Source organism: Mycobacterium kyogaense (assembly GCF_003254575.1).
Classification (GTDB): domain Bacteria; phylum Actinomycetota; class Actinomycetes; order Mycobacteriales; family Mycobacteriaceae; genus Mycobacterium; species Mycobacterium kyogaense.
Map to the genome: position 1 here is coordinate 147699 of NZ_QJUA01000004.1, position 17494 is coordinate 165192.

The 17494-nt window shown below is 66.1% G+C and carries 13 protein-coding genes; 6 read left to right on the forward strand and 7 right to left on the reverse strand.

Going from position 1 to position 17494, the window contains the following annotated elements; all coding sequences use genetic code 11:
• Window positions 1-137 precede the first annotated feature (137 nt).
• Window positions 138-1319, reverse strand: a complete 1182-nt coding sequence (locus tag DMB80_RS04980) for an LLM class flavin-dependent oxidoreductase (protein WP_111508808.1) — start codon at window positions 1317-1319, stop codon at window positions 138-140.
• Between the two features lie 78 nt (window positions 1320-1397).
• Between DMB80_RS04980 and DMB80_RS04985 the strand changes: the two genes are divergently transcribed.
• The 4 genes from DMB80_RS04985 (at window position 1398) to DMB80_RS05000 (ending at window position 7065) form a co-directional block, all read left to right on the forward strand.
• The gene (locus DMB80_RS04985; RefSeq protein WP_111508809.1) at window positions 1398-2180 is read left to right on the forward strand and encodes an alpha/beta hydrolase; all 783 of its coding nucleotides are present in this window, start codon (window positions 1398-1400) and stop codon (window positions 2178-2180) included.
• 355 nt (window positions 2181-2535) lie between these two features.
• Window positions 2536-4077, forward strand: coding sequence for a hypothetical protein (locus DMB80_RS04990; protein ID WP_111508810.1), 1542 nt, complete (start codon window positions 2536-2538; stop codon window positions 4075-4077).
• Window positions 4078-4134: 57 nt separating this feature from the next.
• Window positions 4135-5619 (forward strand): flavin-containing monooxygenase, encoded by a 1485-nt coding sequence (locus tag DMB80_RS04995; protein ID WP_111508811.1) that lies wholly within the window; start codon window positions 4135-4137, stop codon window positions 5617-5619.
• 75 nt (window positions 5620-5694) lie between these two features.
• Window positions 5695-7065 (forward strand): cytochrome P450, encoded by a 1371-nt coding sequence (locus tag DMB80_RS05000; RefSeq protein WP_111508812.1) that lies wholly within the window; start codon window positions 5695-5697, stop codon window positions 7063-7065.
• Here DMB80_RS05000 and DMB80_RS05005 read toward each other — a convergent pair.
• The 5 genes from DMB80_RS05005 to DMB80_RS05025 all read right to left on the reverse strand — a co-directional run bounded on the left by DMB80_RS05005 (window position 7062) and on the right by DMB80_RS05025 (window position 12920).
• On the reverse strand, window positions 7062-7889 hold the full coding sequence (locus tag DMB80_RS05005; protein WP_111508813.1) for a class I SAM-dependent methyltransferase: 828 nt from the start codon (window positions 7887-7889) through the stop codon (window positions 7062-7064). The genes DMB80_RS05000 and DMB80_RS05005 overlap by 4 nt on opposite strands.
• A 28-nt stretch (window positions 7890-7917) precedes the next feature.
• A complete protein-coding gene (locus tag DMB80_RS05010) occupies window positions 7918-9135 on the reverse strand; it encodes a PE-PPE domain-containing protein (RefSeq protein WP_162938412.1) in 1218 nt (405 codons plus the stop codon).
• Between the two features lie 191 nt (window positions 9136-9326).
• Complete coding sequence (locus DMB80_RS05015; RefSeq protein WP_111508815.1) at window positions 9327-9989, reverse strand: cutinase family protein; 663 nt, start codon at window positions 9987-9989, stop codon at window positions 9327-9329.
• Between the two features lie 59 nt (window positions 9990-10048).
• Entirely contained in the window at window positions 10049-11530 is a 1482-nt protein-coding gene (locus DMB80_RS05020; protein WP_111508816.1) for a flavin-containing monooxygenase, read from the reverse strand.
• 184 nt (window positions 11531-11714) lie between these two features.
• Window positions 11715-12920 (reverse strand): PE-PPE domain-containing protein, encoded by a 1206-nt coding sequence (locus tag DMB80_RS05025; RefSeq protein WP_111508817.1) that lies wholly within the window; start codon window positions 12918-12920, stop codon window positions 11715-11717.
• A 1011-nt stretch (window positions 12921-13931) separates the two neighbouring features.
• Between DMB80_RS05025 and DMB80_RS05030 the strand changes: the two genes are divergently transcribed.
• Window positions 13932-15329: a PE-PPE domain-containing protein gene (locus DMB80_RS05030; RefSeq protein ID WP_240431015.1), complete on the forward strand. Its 1398-nt coding sequence runs from the start codon at window positions 13932-13934 to the stop codon at window positions 15327-15329.
• A gap of 29 nt (window positions 15330-15358) precedes the next feature.
• Window positions 15359-16210 carry an SDR family NAD(P)-dependent oxidoreductase gene (locus DMB80_RS05035; RefSeq protein WP_111508818.1) on the forward strand — a complete coding sequence of 284 codons (852 nt, stop codon included), beginning with the start codon at window positions 15359-15361 and terminating at the stop codon, window positions 16208-16210.
• Here DMB80_RS05035 and DMB80_RS05040 read toward each other — a convergent pair.
• Complete coding sequence (locus DMB80_RS05040) at window positions 16193-17371, reverse strand: alkane 1-monooxygenase (RefSeq protein ID WP_111508885.1); 1179 nt, start codon at window positions 17369-17371, stop codon at window positions 16193-16195. The genes DMB80_RS05035 and DMB80_RS05040 overlap by 18 nt on opposite strands.
• Window positions 17372-17494: the final 123 nt, after the last annotated feature.

The following is a 17494-nucleotide window of genomic DNA, read 5'->3' on the forward strand; positions in this document are numbered from 1 at the left end:
AACCCCCGGCTGCGCCGGTGCGGCCCACGTCACGCCGACCGCACGTAGCTATGTAACGAAAACTTCCGCTGTGGCGAAGTCAGCTAACTCACCGGATGCGAGACGGTGCGAGATGTCGGTGCCGCACCGCCGGCGGATCAGAGCTTCTTGAGTCCGCGCAGCACGGTTCCGAACGGCCCACTGGCCGTGACCGCCTTGCGCAACCGGGGATTCAACTGGCTCGCGTTGAGAACCAGGAGGTACCGCAGCCCGTGGTCGCGCCACTCGGCGATCTGACCGAGCACGTCGTCGGCGGTGCCGGAGAACGTGATCTCGCGCATCAACGACGGCGGGACGGCCTTGGTGTACGCGAGCGCGCTCTCGTAGTCGATCGTCTGGGGGACGAGGTCCTGCACTCCGGAGAAATCCGCGCCCAGCGGGTGCACCGCTCCGTGGCGCGCCCACACCTCGGCCGGCGCGGCCAGCGCCGACGATTTGAGGATGACCCCGTCGAGCGCCTCGTCGACGTCATCGCGGCTGCGGCCCACCACCACCGCGCGGTTGAGCGCAGGCACGATCACGTCCGGGTCGCGGCCCGCGTCCGAGGCGACATCGCGCACGGTGGCGAGCGAGCGGGCGTAGTCGGCCGGGCGGGAGATCGTGAACGGCACCCAGCCGTCGGCGTGCCGTCCGGTGATGCGCAGCATCCGGGGGCCTTGCGCGGCCACCCACATCTCCGGCCAGGTGCCGCGGTAGGGCGGCAGGTCGAACACGGCGTTGTGCAGCGGAAAGAACTCCGAATCCCGGGTGATCGCCTCGCCGCCGGAGTTCCACAGCGCCCGGATCGTCGCCACCGCCTCTTCGAAGCGGGCCACCGGCTTCTCCCACGGCACGCCGTACGGTTCGTTGCCCTCGCGCTCGCCCACCCCGATGCCGAGCATGGCCCGGCCCTTGGTGAGCAGATGCAGGGTGGCCGCCGCTTGGGCGGTGACCGCGGGATTGCGTCGGCTGGCGTCGGTGACACAGACACCGAGGCGCAGCCTGGTGAACCGGTTGCGCGCCGCGAGGTGGCCGAGCATCGTCCACGGTTCGAGGATGGCGTCGACCCTGGGTACCAGCTTGGCCCCGACGCCGAGGTGTTCGGGCGTGGCCAGCGAGCGGGGGATCAGCGAGTTCAGGTGATCGCCCACCCACAGTGAATCGCCGCCGTTGAGCGCGACGGTGGCACCGGCGAACCGGGTGGCCGCCGTCGGCGAGAAGCGGGTGTTGACGATCCCGTCGAGCAGGCCGAATCGCAGCCCGCCGGTGGATGTTCCGCCTCGTCGGGCGCTGGACCTCATAGCAGGAACCGTACTATCAGGGGCGCTGCCAACCCGTCCACGCGGACGCTGCCCCCACCCGCCCGATGCGAGGAGACCATGCTCGAGGTTGTCGACCGGGGGCAGGTGAGCGCCGCCCATCCTGCCCCGCTGCTGTTCGTGCACGGCGCCTGGCACGCAGCGTGGTGCTGGGACGAGCACTTCCTGGGCTGGTTCGCCGACCGCGGCTACCACGCGCTGGCGCTGAGCCTTCGCGGCCACGGCGGGAGCAGCACCGACAAACCTCTCAACGACTGCACGTTCGACGACTACGAGGCCGATGTCGCAGCGGTCGCCGCCACCTTGGCGACGCCGCCGGTTCTGATCGGGCATTCGATGGGCGGGTTCGTCGTGCAGAAGTACCTGGAGTCCCATGAGGCGCCGGCGGCGGTGCTGATGGCCTCGATGCCGCCTCAGGGTTATCTGCGTTCGGGGCTGCGGTGGCTGCGCCGGCACCCCTGGCACTTCGCGAAGATGTCGGTGACGCGCAAGACACTGCCCTACGTCAGCACCCCCGAGCTGGCGCGCGAGCGGTTCTTCTCCCCGCACACCCCCGAGGACCTGGTGCGGCGCTCCATCGAGCGGCTGGGGGAGGAGAGCGCGCGGTCGGGTACCGACGGGATCTTCAACCGGCCCCGCCCGGACCGGATTCACACGCGGATGCTGGTGCTGGGGGCCGACGACGACGGCGCCGTCACCCGCGACGAGGTGGAGGCCACTGCGAAGGCCTACCGCACCGAGCCGGAGTTCTTCCCCCGGATGGGGCACAACATGATGGTGGAGCCGGGTTGGGAGGCAGTGGCGACCCGGATCGACGCCTGGTTGGCCACAGAAAGCCTCTGAGAGCTCCGACTCGGGCGCCGACTACTCTCCGGCAAAGCTTTCTCGGTAGGACGATCGACGCGGCTCTTTGCGCTTTCACATTGCTGACGGGGGTTTGTGCGGCGCCCATATTGACGCTGCCGACAGGCGCAAACCGCGGTCAGCCAGGGCATTTCGACGGAACGACCTGCGCATGACGAAGCGCCCGCCGAGTGCGCCAGGCGGGCGAATCGGGCATATCTTCGCGGATGCATGTGACGGCGCAGCAATTTCCCATTAGCTGGACACCTGCATCACACTTCGGTACTGTCATCGTGATCTCGTCGTGACCCGTTACGCGAGACCTCCAATCACGTACGACGAGAGGGATGCATACATGCAGTCAGCGTTGCGGCCGTATGCCACGACAGGGATTGCGCTTGTCGGGGCCACGTTGATCGCGGCGGGATCGGTGCTTCCGGTCGAGGCCGCAGTGAGCGCCGCTCAGGAGCGCACGATCTCGTCGATGGACGTGAGCCTGGTGGCCGCGTCGACGGGCCTGAAGCCCGGGCAGTCCTACGCCAACATCATCCCGAACCTGTTCAACGCGGTGCTCAGCATCCCGCAGGCCGAGATCAATGCGATCAACCGGTTCTCCGCCGCCATGGAGGAGAGCAAGAGCTGGTGGGTCTACAGCGACGTCAACGTCCTCGGGTGGGATCCGCCCAACGAGGAGATGACCAAGGGCTTCGTGGACATGCTCCTGCCGTTCAAGCCCTACTCGGAGCAGGCGGGCATCGCCACGTTCTACTTCCTCGCCGCGAACCTGCCGATGGACGCGGGCTGCTCCGGCTTCCCGCCGTGCCCGCACCCCGAGAGCATTCTCAGCCACATGTTCACCGTGGCACCGTGGGAGTTCTATCTCGGTAACGGCTATACGTTCCCCGAGGTGATCAATCCGATCAGCGCCAACGAGACCTACTGGGGCCAGGAGCTCGGCGAGACAGGCTTGCCCACCAACTGGTCAGGCCAGACCGTCAAACTCGATCCCAACGCCGGCTGGAACGCGACCTGGGATTACTTGCTCAACGATCCCGAGGCGGTTGACTTCCCGTCCGGTAAGGAGATCTGGGACACCACGGTCCGGCTGACGTCGGCATTGTGGAAGAGCTGGTACCCGTTCGTGCCGCAGAGCACGCTGTGGAACCCGCAGATGTCGCTGTCGGCCTACGTCCTCCGTCCGTTCGCGAAGGTGCTGTGCCCGGATTGCAACAAGGCAGATCCGTTCATGCCGGTCGACTGGAAGCCGGGCGACGACATCCCGCCGAACAGCTACGTGCCGCCGAAGTTCAAGAAGAACTACGACGAGAACGGCCACTGGATCGGGGACCTGCCCAGCGAGACCTCGACCGGAAACGCGCTGCTCGCCGCCAAGACCACGGCCGAGGTCACGACGGCCGTCGAGGAGCCCACCAAGGACACCTCTGCTGACTCCGTCAAACCGGCCAAGAAGAACGATTTCCTGGCCAACGCGATCCAGAACCTGACCGACAAGTTCAACCAGGCCAAGACCGACGACACCAAGACGGAGACGGTCAAGGACACGGAGACGGACAAGGGCACGGACAAGGGCACGGTCGCAGAGACCCCCGCCCCCGAGGTCACCCCCGTCGTCGACAAGACCGATGACGGCAAGGCGTCCGACGACACCGCCAAGCCCGCCAAGAAGTGGTCGTTCGGCAAGGACCGCAAGGCCGCCGATACGACGAAGGCAGACACGAGTGCCGACACGACAAAGGCGGACGCGGGAAGCGCCAAGTCATCGGACGACTCGGCACCGGCCAAGAAGGCTCCGAAGTTCGGCAAGCGTGACGCCGGTGGCGACGGTTCGTCCTCGAAGGCCAGCGCGAGCAAGTCCGACGGTGGTGACAGCAAGTAGGACCGCGACTGCGGTCACGCCTGCGAGAACCCCTGTGAAAGCCCGTAGTATCGCCACGTGAGTACCGAGCAATTCGACGCTGTCATCGTCGGCGCGGGATTCGGCGGAATGGGCGCCGCGATCCAACTCAACAGGCTTGGGTACCGCCGGATCGTCCTCCTCGACAGGGAGGACGATCTCGGCGGTACCTGGCATGTCAACAGGTATCCGGGCCTGACGGTCGACGTCCCCTCCACCACGTACTCGTACTGGTTCGAACCGAACCCGTACTGGTCGCGGCTCTACGCCCCTGGCGCCGAACTCAAGACCTACGCCGATCACGTGGCCGACAAGTACGACCTGCGGCGCTACATGCGCTTCAACACCACGGTGGACGGTGCGCGCTGGGACGAGGAGTCGCAGACCTGGCAGGTGTCGCTGCAGGGCGGCGAGACGCTGCGGGCTCAGTTCCTGATCCTGGCCACCGGCTACCTGAGCCAGCCGAAGAAGCCCGACATCCCGGGTATCGAAGATTTCGCCGGCACCGTCCTGCATGCCCAGGAGTGGAACGACGACTACTCGCTGCGCGGCACGAAGGCGGCGATCATCGGCACCGGGTCCACCGGGGTCCAGCTGATCCCCAAGCTCGCCGAGGACGTCGCCGAGCTGACCGTCTACCAGCGCACCCCGATCTGGGTCATGCCGAAGTTCGACCTCACGTTCGGTCCGGCCGCACAGAAGCTGTTCGCCAGATTCCCTGTGGCGCAACGTCTTCTGCGGATGTCCAGCGATCTGTTCATGGACGTCATGGTGACCATCGCGATGTGGAAGTTCCGGCAGTTCCGGCCGGTCAACACTGCTGCGGCCGCCATCGGCGCCCTGCACCGCTTCCTGTCGATCAGGGATCGCGAGCTACGACGCAAGCTCACCCCGAACTACGACTTCGGCTGCAAGCGCCCGACGCTGTCCAACGTCTACTACCGCGCGCTCAACAAGGCGCACGTCCACCTGGAGACGACGGGCATCGAGCGGATCGAACCCGACGGCATCGTCACCAGCGACGGCGTCAAGCGCACCGTGGACACCCTGGTCCTCGCCACAGGCTTCGACGTGTGGGAATCCAATCTGCCCGCGATCCCGGTGATCGGCCGGGAGGGCCGCGACCTCGGAAAGTGGTGGCGGGAGAACGGGTTCCAAGCCTACGAGGGCATGACCGTGCCGCTGTTCCCGAACATGATCAACCAGGCCAGCCCGTACGCCTGGGTGGGCATGTCCTGGTTCGACACCGTCGAGTACCAGATGCGGCACATGAAGCGACTCTTCGGCGAGCTGCAGCGCAGCGGCGGCCGGGCGTTCGAGGTCACCGAGGAGGCCAACGATCGGTTCCTCGACCGCATGCTGACCCTGCTCGACGATTCGGTGTTCCGGCTCGGCGACTGCACCAATTCGCGGTCATACTGGTTCAACAAGTCCGGTGAGGCGCCGCTGTTCCGGCCCACATCCATCCGACAGGCCGTCAAAGAGCAGGAACATTTTCCGCTCAGCGATTACCAGATAGCCTGACGCTCCCCAGACAGCGTCTCCTGAAAGCGACGTCCCCTAGAAAGCGACGTCTCCTAGAAGCGACGAGGTGACACCATGACAGCCGCCACCACAGATCCGGTGAAGCTGCCACCCGGCCCGCCCGTGCCCAGCCTGGTTCAGGGCGCGGCGGTGCTCGCGGCCCGCTACGGATCGATCGCGGCCCTGGGCCGCCGGTACGGCTCCACGTTCACGCTGCGGGTGCCGGTGTTCGGCACCACGGTGGTGATCAGTGATCCCGCGCTGGTCAAGGAACTGTTCAGCAGCAGTCGAGAGCTGATCGGCCGGCCGCAGAACAACCTGGGCGGCGACGTGCTCGGCCCCGGCTCGATCTTCAACCTCGAGGGCGACGAGCTGCTGGCCCGGCGCAAGCTGCTGCTCCCGCCGTTCAACGGCAAGAACATGCGCGCCTACGAGACCGTGACCGAACAGGAGGTGCTGCGTGAGATCGGCACCTGGGCCGAGGGTGTCGAGTTCCCGACCGTCGACCCGATGATGCGGATCACGCTGAACACGATCCTGCGTACCGTGTTCGGCGCCGAGGGGGCCGAGCTCGACGAGATGCGCGAGCTAATGCCCAAGGCCGTCGAGTTCGGGTCGAAGATCGCGCTGATGCCGTCGATCGTGCGCAAGGACATGGGGCCCTGGAGCCCGGGCGGGAAGTTCGCCGGCTACCGGCGCCGGATGGACGAGTTGCTGAAATCCGTGATGAGCCAAGCTCGGTCGGATCCGGATTTCGCGGATCGCGGCGATGTGCTGTCGCTGCTGCTGCAGGCCCGCTACGACGACGGATCACCGCTTCCGGACAGCTACATCGTCGACGAACTGCTCACCATGTTGGTGGCCGGTCACGAGACCACCTCGACGCAGCTGGCGTGGACCATCGAGCGCATTCGTCGCCATCCCGATCTGCTGGTTCGGCTGACCGACGAGGTCGACGCCGGCGGCAACGAATTGCTGCTGGCCACCATCGCCGAGTCACAGCGCACCCGTCCGGTGCTGACCGCCGCGCTGCGTCGGGCGCGCACCCGGATTCAGCTGGGGGAGTGGGTCATTCCCGAGGGAGCCACGATCCTGGCGAGCACTCAGCTCGCGATGGCCGCCGAGAACAGCTTCGAGCATGCCGAGCGCTTCGACCCGGATCGCTTCGTCGGCAAGCCGCCCAATCCGTTCGCGTGGATTCCCTTCGGCGGCGGCATGATGCGCTGCATCGGCGCCTCTTTCGCGACGATGGAGATGGAGGTCACGCTGCGCACCATCCTGCGTGAGTTCCGCATCGAGCCGACCAGCGCGGCTGATGAGAAGCCCCACAGCCGGGGCGTCACCGTCACGCCGGCCCAGGGCGGCCGCATCGTCGTGCGCCGCCGCACCCCGGGCGCACCGCGCGCCGCCGATTCGGTCGCGGCGGGCAACGGGGACGCCCGCTAGAACCGGTAGGACAGCACCCGCGCTTTGCGCGCGATCGCCGGAATGCGATGGGAGAGCCGCGCCGCCAGGCGCAGCCCCCGGGGGAACGTTGCGGCTTCGGGCCGCTGCATGACGCTCTGCTCGTCGTGCAGCGTCAGCGCGGGGTTCCACGACTCCGGTCGGCGGGCGTCGGCGAATCCCGGGAAGTTCCACTGGTTGTGCGGCGAGTTGGTCTTGCGTGAGGTGGCCAGTCGCCCCAGCAACCGGTTGGCCCTGCTCACCGGGCCGTAGTCGTTGAACGCGAGCAAGCCCGTCGCGAAATGTGTTGTCACATCAGTCAACAACGCTCTCACCCTCGATTCGTCGAGGAAGGCGATCAACCCGTCGGCGAACACCATCGCGGGCCGGTCGGCCGGGATCTGCTCGGCCCAGCCCGGCGCGGTCAGATCGGCGGGTACCGGATGGTCGGCCGGGTGGCTCGGCAGCACGGCGGCACGCACCGCCAGCACCGCGGGACGGTCGACGCTGTACCAGTCGACGCCGGCCCCCGGACCCACGCGGTGGACGGCAGAGGACAGACCTGCGCCCAGGTCGACGACCACGGCGTCGCGGTGCTCGGACAGGAACGCGCGGATGACGTCGTCGAGCATCTTGGCGCGTAGGGCCACCAGCGGCACCACGCTGGGTGTGGCGGCAAGGCTGGCGAAGTCGTAGTCGATGGCGTCGACGGTCTCGACTGCCCACGAATCCCGGAGGATCGGCTGGGCTGCGCGCTGGTCCAGGGCACGGCAGTATTCGGTCAGCAGAGCGGTCTGTTCGAGCGGTGCGAGATGGCTGACGTCCATGACATAGAGCCAAGCACAGCTCGATTTCTCACTCCTGTGCGGATGCGCCGTCCGTGCTCGCCGCGGCGTGGGATGCCGCGCGGGTCTGCCGGTCGAAGAGCCGCGCGAACGGCCGCTTGCGCGTCTCTGTCCGGTCGACGGCCGTCTTCTGCTTCGTGGTCCTCGAGGTGGTCTTTTCGGTGTTCTCGCTGGTCTCAGAGTCCGCTGCCGACGTCTGCGCCATGCTCGTGTCGGGTGTCGTCTCGGTCGCCTCGTCCTCCGACACCTCGGGGGCGGTGACGACCTCGGCGGCGACGGGCGTCTGATCCTCATCGGCCACGGACGCAGTCCGCGCGCTGCGTGCGGTGGTCAGCGCAGTCTTGAGTGGAGTGGCGGTGCGAGTCTGCGTCGCGGCCTCGGGCTCCGGCTCCGTCGGCGGCACGATCGGGGGCAGCAGGTCCGGCGGCCAGCCGGGCGAGTCCGGCAGGTAGGACCGGTCGTATCCCTTTTCGATGATCGCCTTCAGTGGAGCGTTGAGCTCGTCGGCGAGCTTGTCGAGGCCCATCTTGCGCAGGGGATCCAAGAGCGGGATGTTCTCCGTCGGCACGAAGACATAGATGGTGTTGCCTTCTTTCCAGACGTAATTGCGCGGGTCATAGATGTCGACGTCCTCGTAATGGGTGTGGATGCCGGTCAACCCGGCGTTGGCGTTGAGGAACGCGAGCAGATTCAACGGATTGTCCGGCCAGTCGGACGCCCGGTCGTATTGCCGTGACACGTCGATGATTCCGTAGTCGGTCACGGGCGTGATCGAGCCGAGGCGCCGATGCGTGCCGCCGTACTTGTTCTCCGGATTCCCGATCAGCACGAAGCTCACCTGCTGCGGGGTCGGCGCCCCCTCTGTTCCGGCGTGATCGTCGAGCCATTGGGAGACCACCCGGGCGCCCTGGCTGTAGCCGAACACCACCAACGGCTGGGTCAGGTCGGCTGCGGCCAATGCGGCGTTCAGGTCGGCCGATCCGGTGTACCGGTCGAGGTAGGGATATTCCACCCGGGTGCACGACCGCGCTCCGGTGCACATGATGCCGCCGTGGTCGTCGCTGTTGTGCCCCGGATACAGCGCGAGCGTCGTCATCGTGAAGGGGTCGGGCACGTCGGCCGCCGCCGCGGGCGCCGCGAAGAGGCTGGAGGTTCCGACCGGCAGAACCGCTGCCGCCGCTGCCACTGCGATCCACCGGCTGGCCCGGCGTTTAGCTGACCTGCTCATGAACCGCACCCGCTTCCCCGGCGCTGCAATTTGCTGCGTAGCGCTCACCATACTCGCAGAGGAAACGGCAATAGGGATGTTCAGCTGTGAGTTTTGTGAATAGCGTGAGACGTCAAAAATGACTTAACAAAGATTGCGCGATGCCAGCGGTTTGGCACTGCGCCCAAGTGGGTACCGGCTTTGCTCCGCCGTCAGAGTTTGCCGGCGACGAAGTCGGCCGCCTGGGCGACCATCCCGTTGTCGACGTAGGCGAAATGCGCCGGCAGGCTCAGGCCCTTCGAGCAGAACAGATCGTCGAGGGCGCACATGTCGATGCTGCGCGGGCCGTAGGTGCTGCTCATCGCGGGCAGCGGACCGCCGCCCTTGACGTCGCGGAGCGGATTGCCGAACACCGCAATGGCGGCGATGTGGTCTGAGAGATGCGCGGGCAGGGGGGTTGGGGTGTAGTGGCCCAGCGGCTGTGGGTCCACGGTGATCAGATCGATGACGCCGGCACCCTGGGACATGCCGCCGAGCACCAATCTCGTCGACGGACAGTTGTCGGCCATCCACTGCACCCGGCCGGTGGCATCAGCAGCGCCCGCGGGAGCGGACTTGTCGAAGTCGAAGCCCGCCGGATAGTTGACGGCGTAAGCGCCCACGGATCGACCGCCGACCTTGGACCGCAGCGCGTCGACGAAGGCATCTCCGACGAACCCGAGGCCGGGATCTGCACCGGTGCCCCGAGCGAATATCACCTCGATGTCGGGGCAGGGTTGCGCCTGCGCCGCGGGCGCGCCGGCGATACCGGCCAGCAGCGCCCCCGGCGCCAGAATCACTGATCCGAGAACGCTCTTCGCCCGCCGCACATTCATATAGCCATGCTAGCCAACGGGTTCACAGGAACCGGGAAAACCGGTCCTGACCTGCGGCGTCAGGCGAAGGCGTAGTGACTGAGCGGGAAACTCTCGTTCTCGCGGTTGGTTTCGTTCGTCGACGCCGGCCGCACGAGAGTCTCCCCGCTGGGGCTGAAGTAGTACGATCGCGACCGCGCGCAGTCGCCCTGGCGGAACACGGTCTTGCCCAACTTCGCCGACATCCGTTCCCGGAACTCCGTATTCGCTTGCTCGGTGACCTCGAAGACGCGTCCGCCGCGCCGCTGCAGTTCACCGAATAGCCGGTCCATGTGCCGCATCTGGTACTCCATCGTGTTGAAGTACGACAGACCGCTGGATGCATAGGGCCCGGCGAGCATGAAAAGGTTGGGGAACGCGGGCACCGTGACGCCCTGATACGACTGGAACCCGTTGTCGCGCCACCACTTACCCAGGTTGCGGGCGTCGCGGCCGATCAGTTCGATGGCCGGGATGTTGGCTTCCCAGATGTCGAATCCGGTGCACAGGACCAGCGTGTCGATCGGCGTCTTGGTGCCGTCGCAGGCGACGATGCCGTCGGAGACGACCCGTTCGATGCCGGCGGTCTGCAGGTGTACGTGCGGTTTGGCCAGCGTCTTGTAGTACGAGTTCGAATAGGTGGGCCGCTTGCATCCGAAGTCGTAGTCGGGGGTCAACTTCTTTCGAAGGCTCTTGTCGCGGATGGACATGAACCGATGCCACTGCGACAGATACGACGCGAAGACGTTGAGCTGCCGGAAGTACTTGTAGTTGATGACCGACAGGATCATCATCACCTCGAGATTTGCATCCGTGGTGAAGCGGAACAGGCGCTGCAGCAACGGAACACGGGCAAACAGTCGACGAACGACCGGCGGGATCGCGAAATCCATCTTCGGCACGACGTGGATCGGGGTGCGCTGATAGACCGTGAGGTCGGCCGCGGTCTTGGACAGCTCGGGGATCAGCTGAACGGCCGTGGCGCCGGTACCGATCAGACCGATGCGCTCGCCCGCCGGGTTGTAGTCGTCATCCCAGTCCATGCTGTGGAGGATCCGCCCGGCGAAGTCGTCGATGCCGGGGATGTCGGGATTGCGCGGCTGCGACAGGTAGCCGGTCGCGGTGACGAGAAAGCGTGAGGTCAACGTCTCACCGTCGGACAGGGTGACCTGCCAGAGCTCGTTCTCCTCGTCCCATCGCGCACCGTCGACCGGCGCATTGAAGCGCATGTGCCGGCGCACGTCGTACTTGTCGGCGACGTGGTCCGCGTACTCCTTGAGCTCCGAACCCGGAGCGTAGAGCCGAGACCACCGGGGATTGGGCTCGAACCAGTAGGAATAGGTCGGCGACGGGATGTCGACGGCCAATCCGGGGTAGTGGTTGACGTGCCACGTCCCACCCAGATCGTCTTCACGATCCACGATCAGGAGATTGTCGTAACCCATCTTCTTGAGCTGGATCGCGGCACCCATTCCGCCGAAACCGGCGCCCACGACGATCGCGTCGTACTGCGGCACATCCATGGACATCAACGCTACCTCACAGCAAATAGGTCTTCGGCGACTGCAGTTTAGGCCGCACACCGGCGGTGCGCTCCCCGTCCGGCCCCTCCGGCAGATCCTCGGACACCACGAAGCCCCGACCGTGAGGCCGGGGCTTCGGGCGGGTGTCTGAAAGCTTCAGGCAACCTCGAGTTCCGGGGAGGGCTTACTCCGAGGAGCTGGAGGAGTCAGACGACCCTGGTCCATCGGACGACGCGTCGTCCGAGGCAGCCTGCTGGCGGGCTGCCTTCCGTGCTTCACGCTTTGCGGCCGCCTCCGCCTTCGCCGTGGCCCTGGCCTCGGCGCGCGCCGCCTTGGCCTCGGCCCGCTGGGCCTTGGCCTCTGCCCGAGCCTCGGCCCGTGCGTCACGGCGAGACTGTGCCGTCACCTTCGGCTCCGGCTGGGCCTGTCCGGCAGAGGCTTCCTCACCCTTCGCGCTGCCAGCATCGGACGTCTCTGCGACTGCCGTGACCTCGGGTGCGGTGAGTGCGGCGACCTTGACCGTCGAGGCGACCGGATCGTTGCGGCTGTAGCCCTTGTCGATCTTTGCCTTGAGCTCGGCCTCCTTGGGCTTGAGCCACGGCATCAGCTGCACCAGCGGGAGCGTCGTGGTGGGCACCAGGTAGTGCTCGGTGACGCCGCCCTTGGCGTTGACGGTCTCCGTGTAGTACTTGGTTCCCTTGAGCGCTTCCAGCTCCGCCATCGAGGTCGTGTACATGACGGGGACGTGCACGACGATCGAGCCGGCCATCGCGTTGGCCATCGCGAGGAAATTCCACGGGCGATCGGGCATGTCGGCCATGCCGTCGTACTCACCGGTGATCACGAGGACGTTGAACGGTGTGACGGGGGGAGGCTGGTAGGTGTAGTCGTACTTGGAGCTGTACTTGGCGTCCTTGATCAGCTGCTGGCGGCTGGAATCCTCGACGACGATGAACGTCACCTTCGAGGGATCGGGCATCGTGCCCTCTTCCATCCACTGGCGCATCACCTCGTTGACCACGAGCGAGCCGGCCGACAGTCCGACGACGGTGACCTTGTCGCCGGGAGCCGACAGATTGCCGACGGCGGTGTCGATTGCAGCGTCCAGATTCGGGATGCCGATGCGAATGGACGCACCGAGTGTCATGTCACCCTTGCCCGAGTACGGCCCCGCCTCGGCCGGCCACGTCACCGACGTTCGAACATCGTTTTTGAACGCGCCCTCGAGCAGCGGCTTCATCAACGTGTCGTCCATCGACTTGATCTTGATCCCGCCGATGATCACCGCGGTGCTCACCGCACTGGCTCCGGTGGCGGTGGTCAGCGCTATCGCGATGGAGGCAAAAGCGGTGCCACAGGCAACACCGGCTTTGCGAATGGTGTTCTTCATGACATCTCCCCGAATTGAAACGATTGTCGACTCGCCGTGATCGGCGCGACATGAGCATATTGCGCGTCCGTAAACCTCTTCGTAGCAAAAACAGCACATTTCCAAGAAACGCAATTCAAGCAAAGTGCAGTTGTATTGCTGTTACCAATCGTTTATTGGTTCTCTACAAAAGTAGAGAATTTGTACGATCGACGACAGGGAAAGGCGCCGGTTCGCACGACGGACTAGGCGTCTAAGGGTTAAGCTGGGCATAGCGACGGCATTTGTCTCAAGGTCCGGCGATAGCGGCAAAAGTTACAAAAGTGTAACTCAATCGATCTCTGTTTTTGTAGAGAATGGTTTCGAGACGTAGCTGACACCTGGGTGGCTAAAAAAAATTTTTGGTCTGTACCATCACCTCCAGCACACCTTTGCGGGCAGTTGGCCGGCTGGTGAACATTGCCTGGCTGCCTGGCCGCGCGTTCGGCACCATCAGGGCGAACGCGAATCGCACAACTGACTTCTGAGTAAGAAACTCGACCCGAGGAGCAAACCCATGTGACAGGTCCTGCCAACCAGCAACGGATCGCGAGATTGCCGAGCGGTCCCGCGGCGGCCGGCTACTCCGACCGCAAGAGTCTTGTCTGCCGCTCAAATCCGCTGTACGACAGCACTTTTGAGCAAGCCAGCCGGGTTGGGAGCCGGGTACGGTCACGGGCTCCGCGCGGCGGCTACACCCGGCACGGTGACGACATCGGAATAGCCACGTTGGCGCAAAATGCAGCCAGCGGCCCGATTTCATTGGGGCTGAGTTTGCTGTGTAGCCACGCAAAAAGTCGTTGCATACGGTAACGTCCGCGGCGGTCGACGCGCCGGTACCTGTCAGCGCAGAAGCGCCGTCGTGGCCCTCAGGCAATGGCCACGAACCCCCGCGCTCCGGTCGCTCGACCACTCCGTTGTACCGCTCCACCCCCCAGCACTTGTCCCGTCATCTGGCGACCGCATGGTCGTCTTCTCTGGAAGGAACGTGGCGTGAAACGAACGACCAAGGCAGTGATGACCGCAGCGGCGCTGCCGATCGCGGCGACGCTACCGCTGACGTTCGGCGGCGGGGCGATGCCCGCCGCGGCGGCAGCGGCGGCAGCCGAGTCGGTCGCGTCTTCGGTGATCCCGCCGGGACCCGCCACAGTCCTGCATCACGGGCCCACGCCCTGGGACATGGCCGACAATCTCGGCGGTGCCCTCTGCGAGGCGCCGAAGGTGTGCAAAGAGGTCCGTTACGACTGGATTCAGCCCTACGGCCCGATCGAAATCGGCGTGAAGGAGAACGTCGCGCGTCTGGACTGGGCGATCGACCACGTCGGAACCGACCCCAAGATCGTCTACGCCTTCAGCGGGGGAGCGCGCATCGCGTCGGTGTGGTTGCAGGATCACGCCAAGGACAAGGACGCGCCTGCGCCAGAGGATCTGTCGTTCGTGTTGCTCGGCAACGGCGGACGCAAGTACGGCGGGGTCAACGGCTGGTTCTGGGGTGATTTGTTGCGGACCCCGACCAACACGCAGTACGACGTCATCGACGTCGCCGGGGAATACGACCCGATCGCCGACTTCCCGACGAACCCGTTCAACCTGCTCGCAGTGGCCAACGGAGTCGCCGCGTTCGTCTACGTGCACCTGCGCTACGACCAGGTCGATCTCGACGATCCCGACAACATCGTCTGGAAAGAGGGCAAGACGACCTACGTCTACGTGCCGACCGAGCATCTGCCGCTGCTCCAGGGCTTCTACGACATGGGGCTCGGCTCACTGGTTGCGGACATCGAGCCGAAGCTGCGGGCGATCGTCGACAAGGCCTACGACCGGACCTGGCTGGAGGGCAAGCCCACGCTGGGCGAAGTGGCGGCGGGTGCGACGGAAAAGGCCTCCCGGTCCGTCGCGACCGCCGAGGCTCGCCCACTGGTCCGCGCCGTCGACACCGAAAAGACAGACACCGGCAAGACTGACACCGGCAAGGCAGACACCGAGAAATCAGACACCGACAAGACGGACACCGACAAGACAGCCACCGAGAAGCCGGTGACGGGTGATGAGGGGGCCGAGCAGCCCGAGACGGCGCCGGAGGTGACCCCCAACGACGAGGCGGAGGAGACCACCACCCCGGACACGTCACCGGCATCGGATTCGCCGACCCAGGCGTCTGACGCGGGTGGGGACACCGACAGTGCCGCCGCGCCGCGGGCCAAGCACCGCATGCCGCTGCGCGGCATCCTCAAGGCCGCCGCAGCCGAGAAGGCGGACAAGGCTGCCACGGCGGGCGCGTCTGACAAGGGCGAGACCGCCAAGACCGCCAAGGGCGAGACCGCCAAGACCGCCAAGGCGAGCGCGGCGGCCTCGGCGTCCACCGGGGGCGGCACCGACTCGGCGGACTGACGCGGCGCCCTGGCCGTTATCCTTCGGGCGTGGCATCACACGGCACGGCGCTGACGGGCAAGGTCGCTTTCATCACCGGCGGCGCTTCAGGAATCGGAGCCGCCCTGTCGGAAGCGCTGGCAGCCGCGGGTGCCGACGTGTGGATCGCGGACCGGCAGGTCGAGACCGCCGAGAACGTGGCCCAGCGTCTGCGCAGCACGGGCGCGAGCGCACACGCGGTGGCGCTCGACATCCGCGATGCCGCCGCGTTCGAGGCCGCCATCGCCGAGACCGTACGCACCAGTGGGCGCATCGACTTCTTGTTCAACAACGCCGGCATCGGAATCGGCGGCGAATTCGACGCACTCACGCTGGAGGACTGGACCGACATCATCGATGTCAATCTGCGCGGCGTCGTGCACGGCGTGCAGGCCGCCTACCCGACGATGATCGCGCAGGGCAGCGGACACATCGTCAACACGGCGTCGATGGCGGGCCTGATCACCACGTCCGCCCAGGCGGGCTACGCGGCCACCAAGCACGCCGTCGTCGCACTGTCGAAGACGTTGCGGGTCGAAGCGGCCGCGCACGGCGTGCAGGTGTCGGTGCTGTGCCCCGGTGTGGTGCGCACGCCGATCCTGTCCGGCGGAGAGTACGGCCGCAATCGCACGCTGAGCCGGGAGAGCCTGATCAAGCTCGGTGAGACGCTTCGCCCCATCGAACCCGACCAGTTCGCCTCTGCGGCGTTACGCGGTGTGCTGCGCAACCAGGCCATCATCGTCGTACCGCGGTGGTGGAAAGCGCTGTGGTACCTGGAGCGTCTGTCGCCGACGCTGTCGATGAAGACGGCCGCAGTCGCCCTCAAGCGCACGCGCGACGTCGCCTCAGCCCCGCTGCAATAACCGCTGCGCGTGACGTGGCCGCAGCGCGGCCAGTCGGAGGTCGCCCCGGTAGTGGTCTCGCACCCGGCGGTCCATGACCCACCGCCACAGCGGCGGGCACAGCGCCAGCACCACCATGGCCGCATAGCCCGCCGGCAGCTGAGGGGCCTCGTCGGCATGGCAGAGCGCCTGGTAGCGGCGATGCGGGTTGGCGTGGTGGTCGGAGTGCCGCTGCAGGTGGAAGAGGAACACGTTGGAGATCACCGAGTTGCTGTTCCAGCTGTGCGACGGGCGCACCGGTTCCCAGCAGCCGTCGGGGCGGCGCTGCCGGCGCAGGCCGTAATGCTCGAGATAGTTGATGGTCTCGAGCAGGAAGACGCCGAGCAGCGCCTGACCGATCAGCCACGGCACCACCTGGACCCCGAAACCGGCGATCAGCGCGCCGAACAGCACGACGGTCATCACCCATGCGTTGAGTACGTCGTTGTGCAGCGTCCAGACCCGGCGCCCGTGGCGGCGCAACCGCCGGCTCTCCAGCGACCAGGCCGATCGCAGGCTGCCCAGGATCGAACGCCAGTAGAACGCATAGACGTTCTCGCCGAGGCGTGCGCTCGCCGGATCGTCGGGGGTCGCCACCCGCGCGTGGTGGCCCCGGTTGTGTTCGACGAAGAAGTGGCCGTAGCCGGTCTGCGCAAGCGCGACTTTGCTGAGCCAGCGTTCCGAGCGGGCGCGCTGGTGACCCAGTTCGTGGGCGGTATTGATCGCGACACCGCCGATCCCGCCGACGGTGAGCATCAGTCCCACCTTGTCCGGCGGCGTCATCGTCACGCCGCCACCACCGGCCCACAACCAGCACGCCAGCATCAGCGACAGGTATTGGGCGGGAAGGTAGAGGTAGGTGGCCCACCGGTAGTAGCGGTCCTGCTCCAGGTACGCCAGCACACTGTCCGGCGGGTTCTCCGAGTCCGGTCCGACCAGGTAGTCCATCGCGGGGATGATCACCAGCATCATCGCCGGACCCGACCACCAGAACAGTCCTGAGCCGGTCAGCAAAACGGCCGCCCACGAGGCGGGCACCAGAATCGGGATCACGATTCCGAGCAGCCAGACGTAGCGTTTGCGGTCGCGCCAGTCGCGCGGTGCTGCGGTGGATCGGGTGTGACCGGGCCGTTGGGTCGGCATCGTGCGCTTGCTCCCCCTCATCGCCGTACTGTTAGCTGATCTTCGCATCCCCACGCGTCGATCGGGTAACGCCGTCATATCATTGTTGCTCGTCAGTGGGCAATCTCGGGAGCGAAGTGAGTC

Bases quoted from the DNA above. Each gene is read 5' to 3' on its own strand.
- DMB80_RS04980 (WP_111508808.1), bottom strand. From the start codon at position 1,319: ATGAGGTCCAGCGCCCGACGAGGCGGAACATCCACCGGCGGGCTGCGA.
- DMB80_RS04985 (WP_111508809.1), top strand. From the start codon at position 1,398: ATGCTCGAGGTTGTCGACCGGGGGCAGGTGAGCGCCGCCCATCCTGCC.
- DMB80_RS04990 (WP_111508810.1), top strand. From the start codon at position 2,536: ATGCAGTCAGCGTTGCGGCCGTATGCCACGACAGGGATTGCGCTTGTC.
- DMB80_RS05000 (WP_111508812.1), top strand. From the start codon at position 5,695: ATGACAGCCGCCACCACAGATCCGGTGAAGCTGCCACCCGGCCCGCCC.
- DMB80_RS05005 (WP_111508813.1), bottom strand. From the start codon at position 7,889: ATGGACGTCAGCCATCTCGCACCGCTCGAACAGACCGCTCTGCTGACC.
- DMB80_RS05010 (WP_162938412.1), bottom strand. From the start codon at position 9,135: ATGAGCAGGTCAGCTAAACGCCGGGCCAGCCGGTGGATCGCAGTGGCA.
- DMB80_RS05015 (WP_111508815.1), bottom strand. From the start codon at position 9,989: ATGAATGTGCGGCGGGCGAAGAGCGTTCTCGGATCAGTGATTCTGGCG.
- DMB80_RS05020 (WP_111508816.1), bottom strand. From the start codon at position 11,530: ATGGATGTGCCGCAGTACGACGCGATCGTCGTGGGCGCCGGTTTCGGC.
- DMB80_RS05025 (WP_111508817.1), bottom strand. From the start codon at position 12,920: ATGAAGAACACCATTCGCAAAGCCGGTGTTGCCTGTGGCACCGCTTTT.
- DMB80_RS05040 (WP_111508885.1), bottom strand. From the start codon at position 17,371: ATGCCGACCCAACGGCCCGGTCACACCCGATCCACCGCAGCACCGCGC.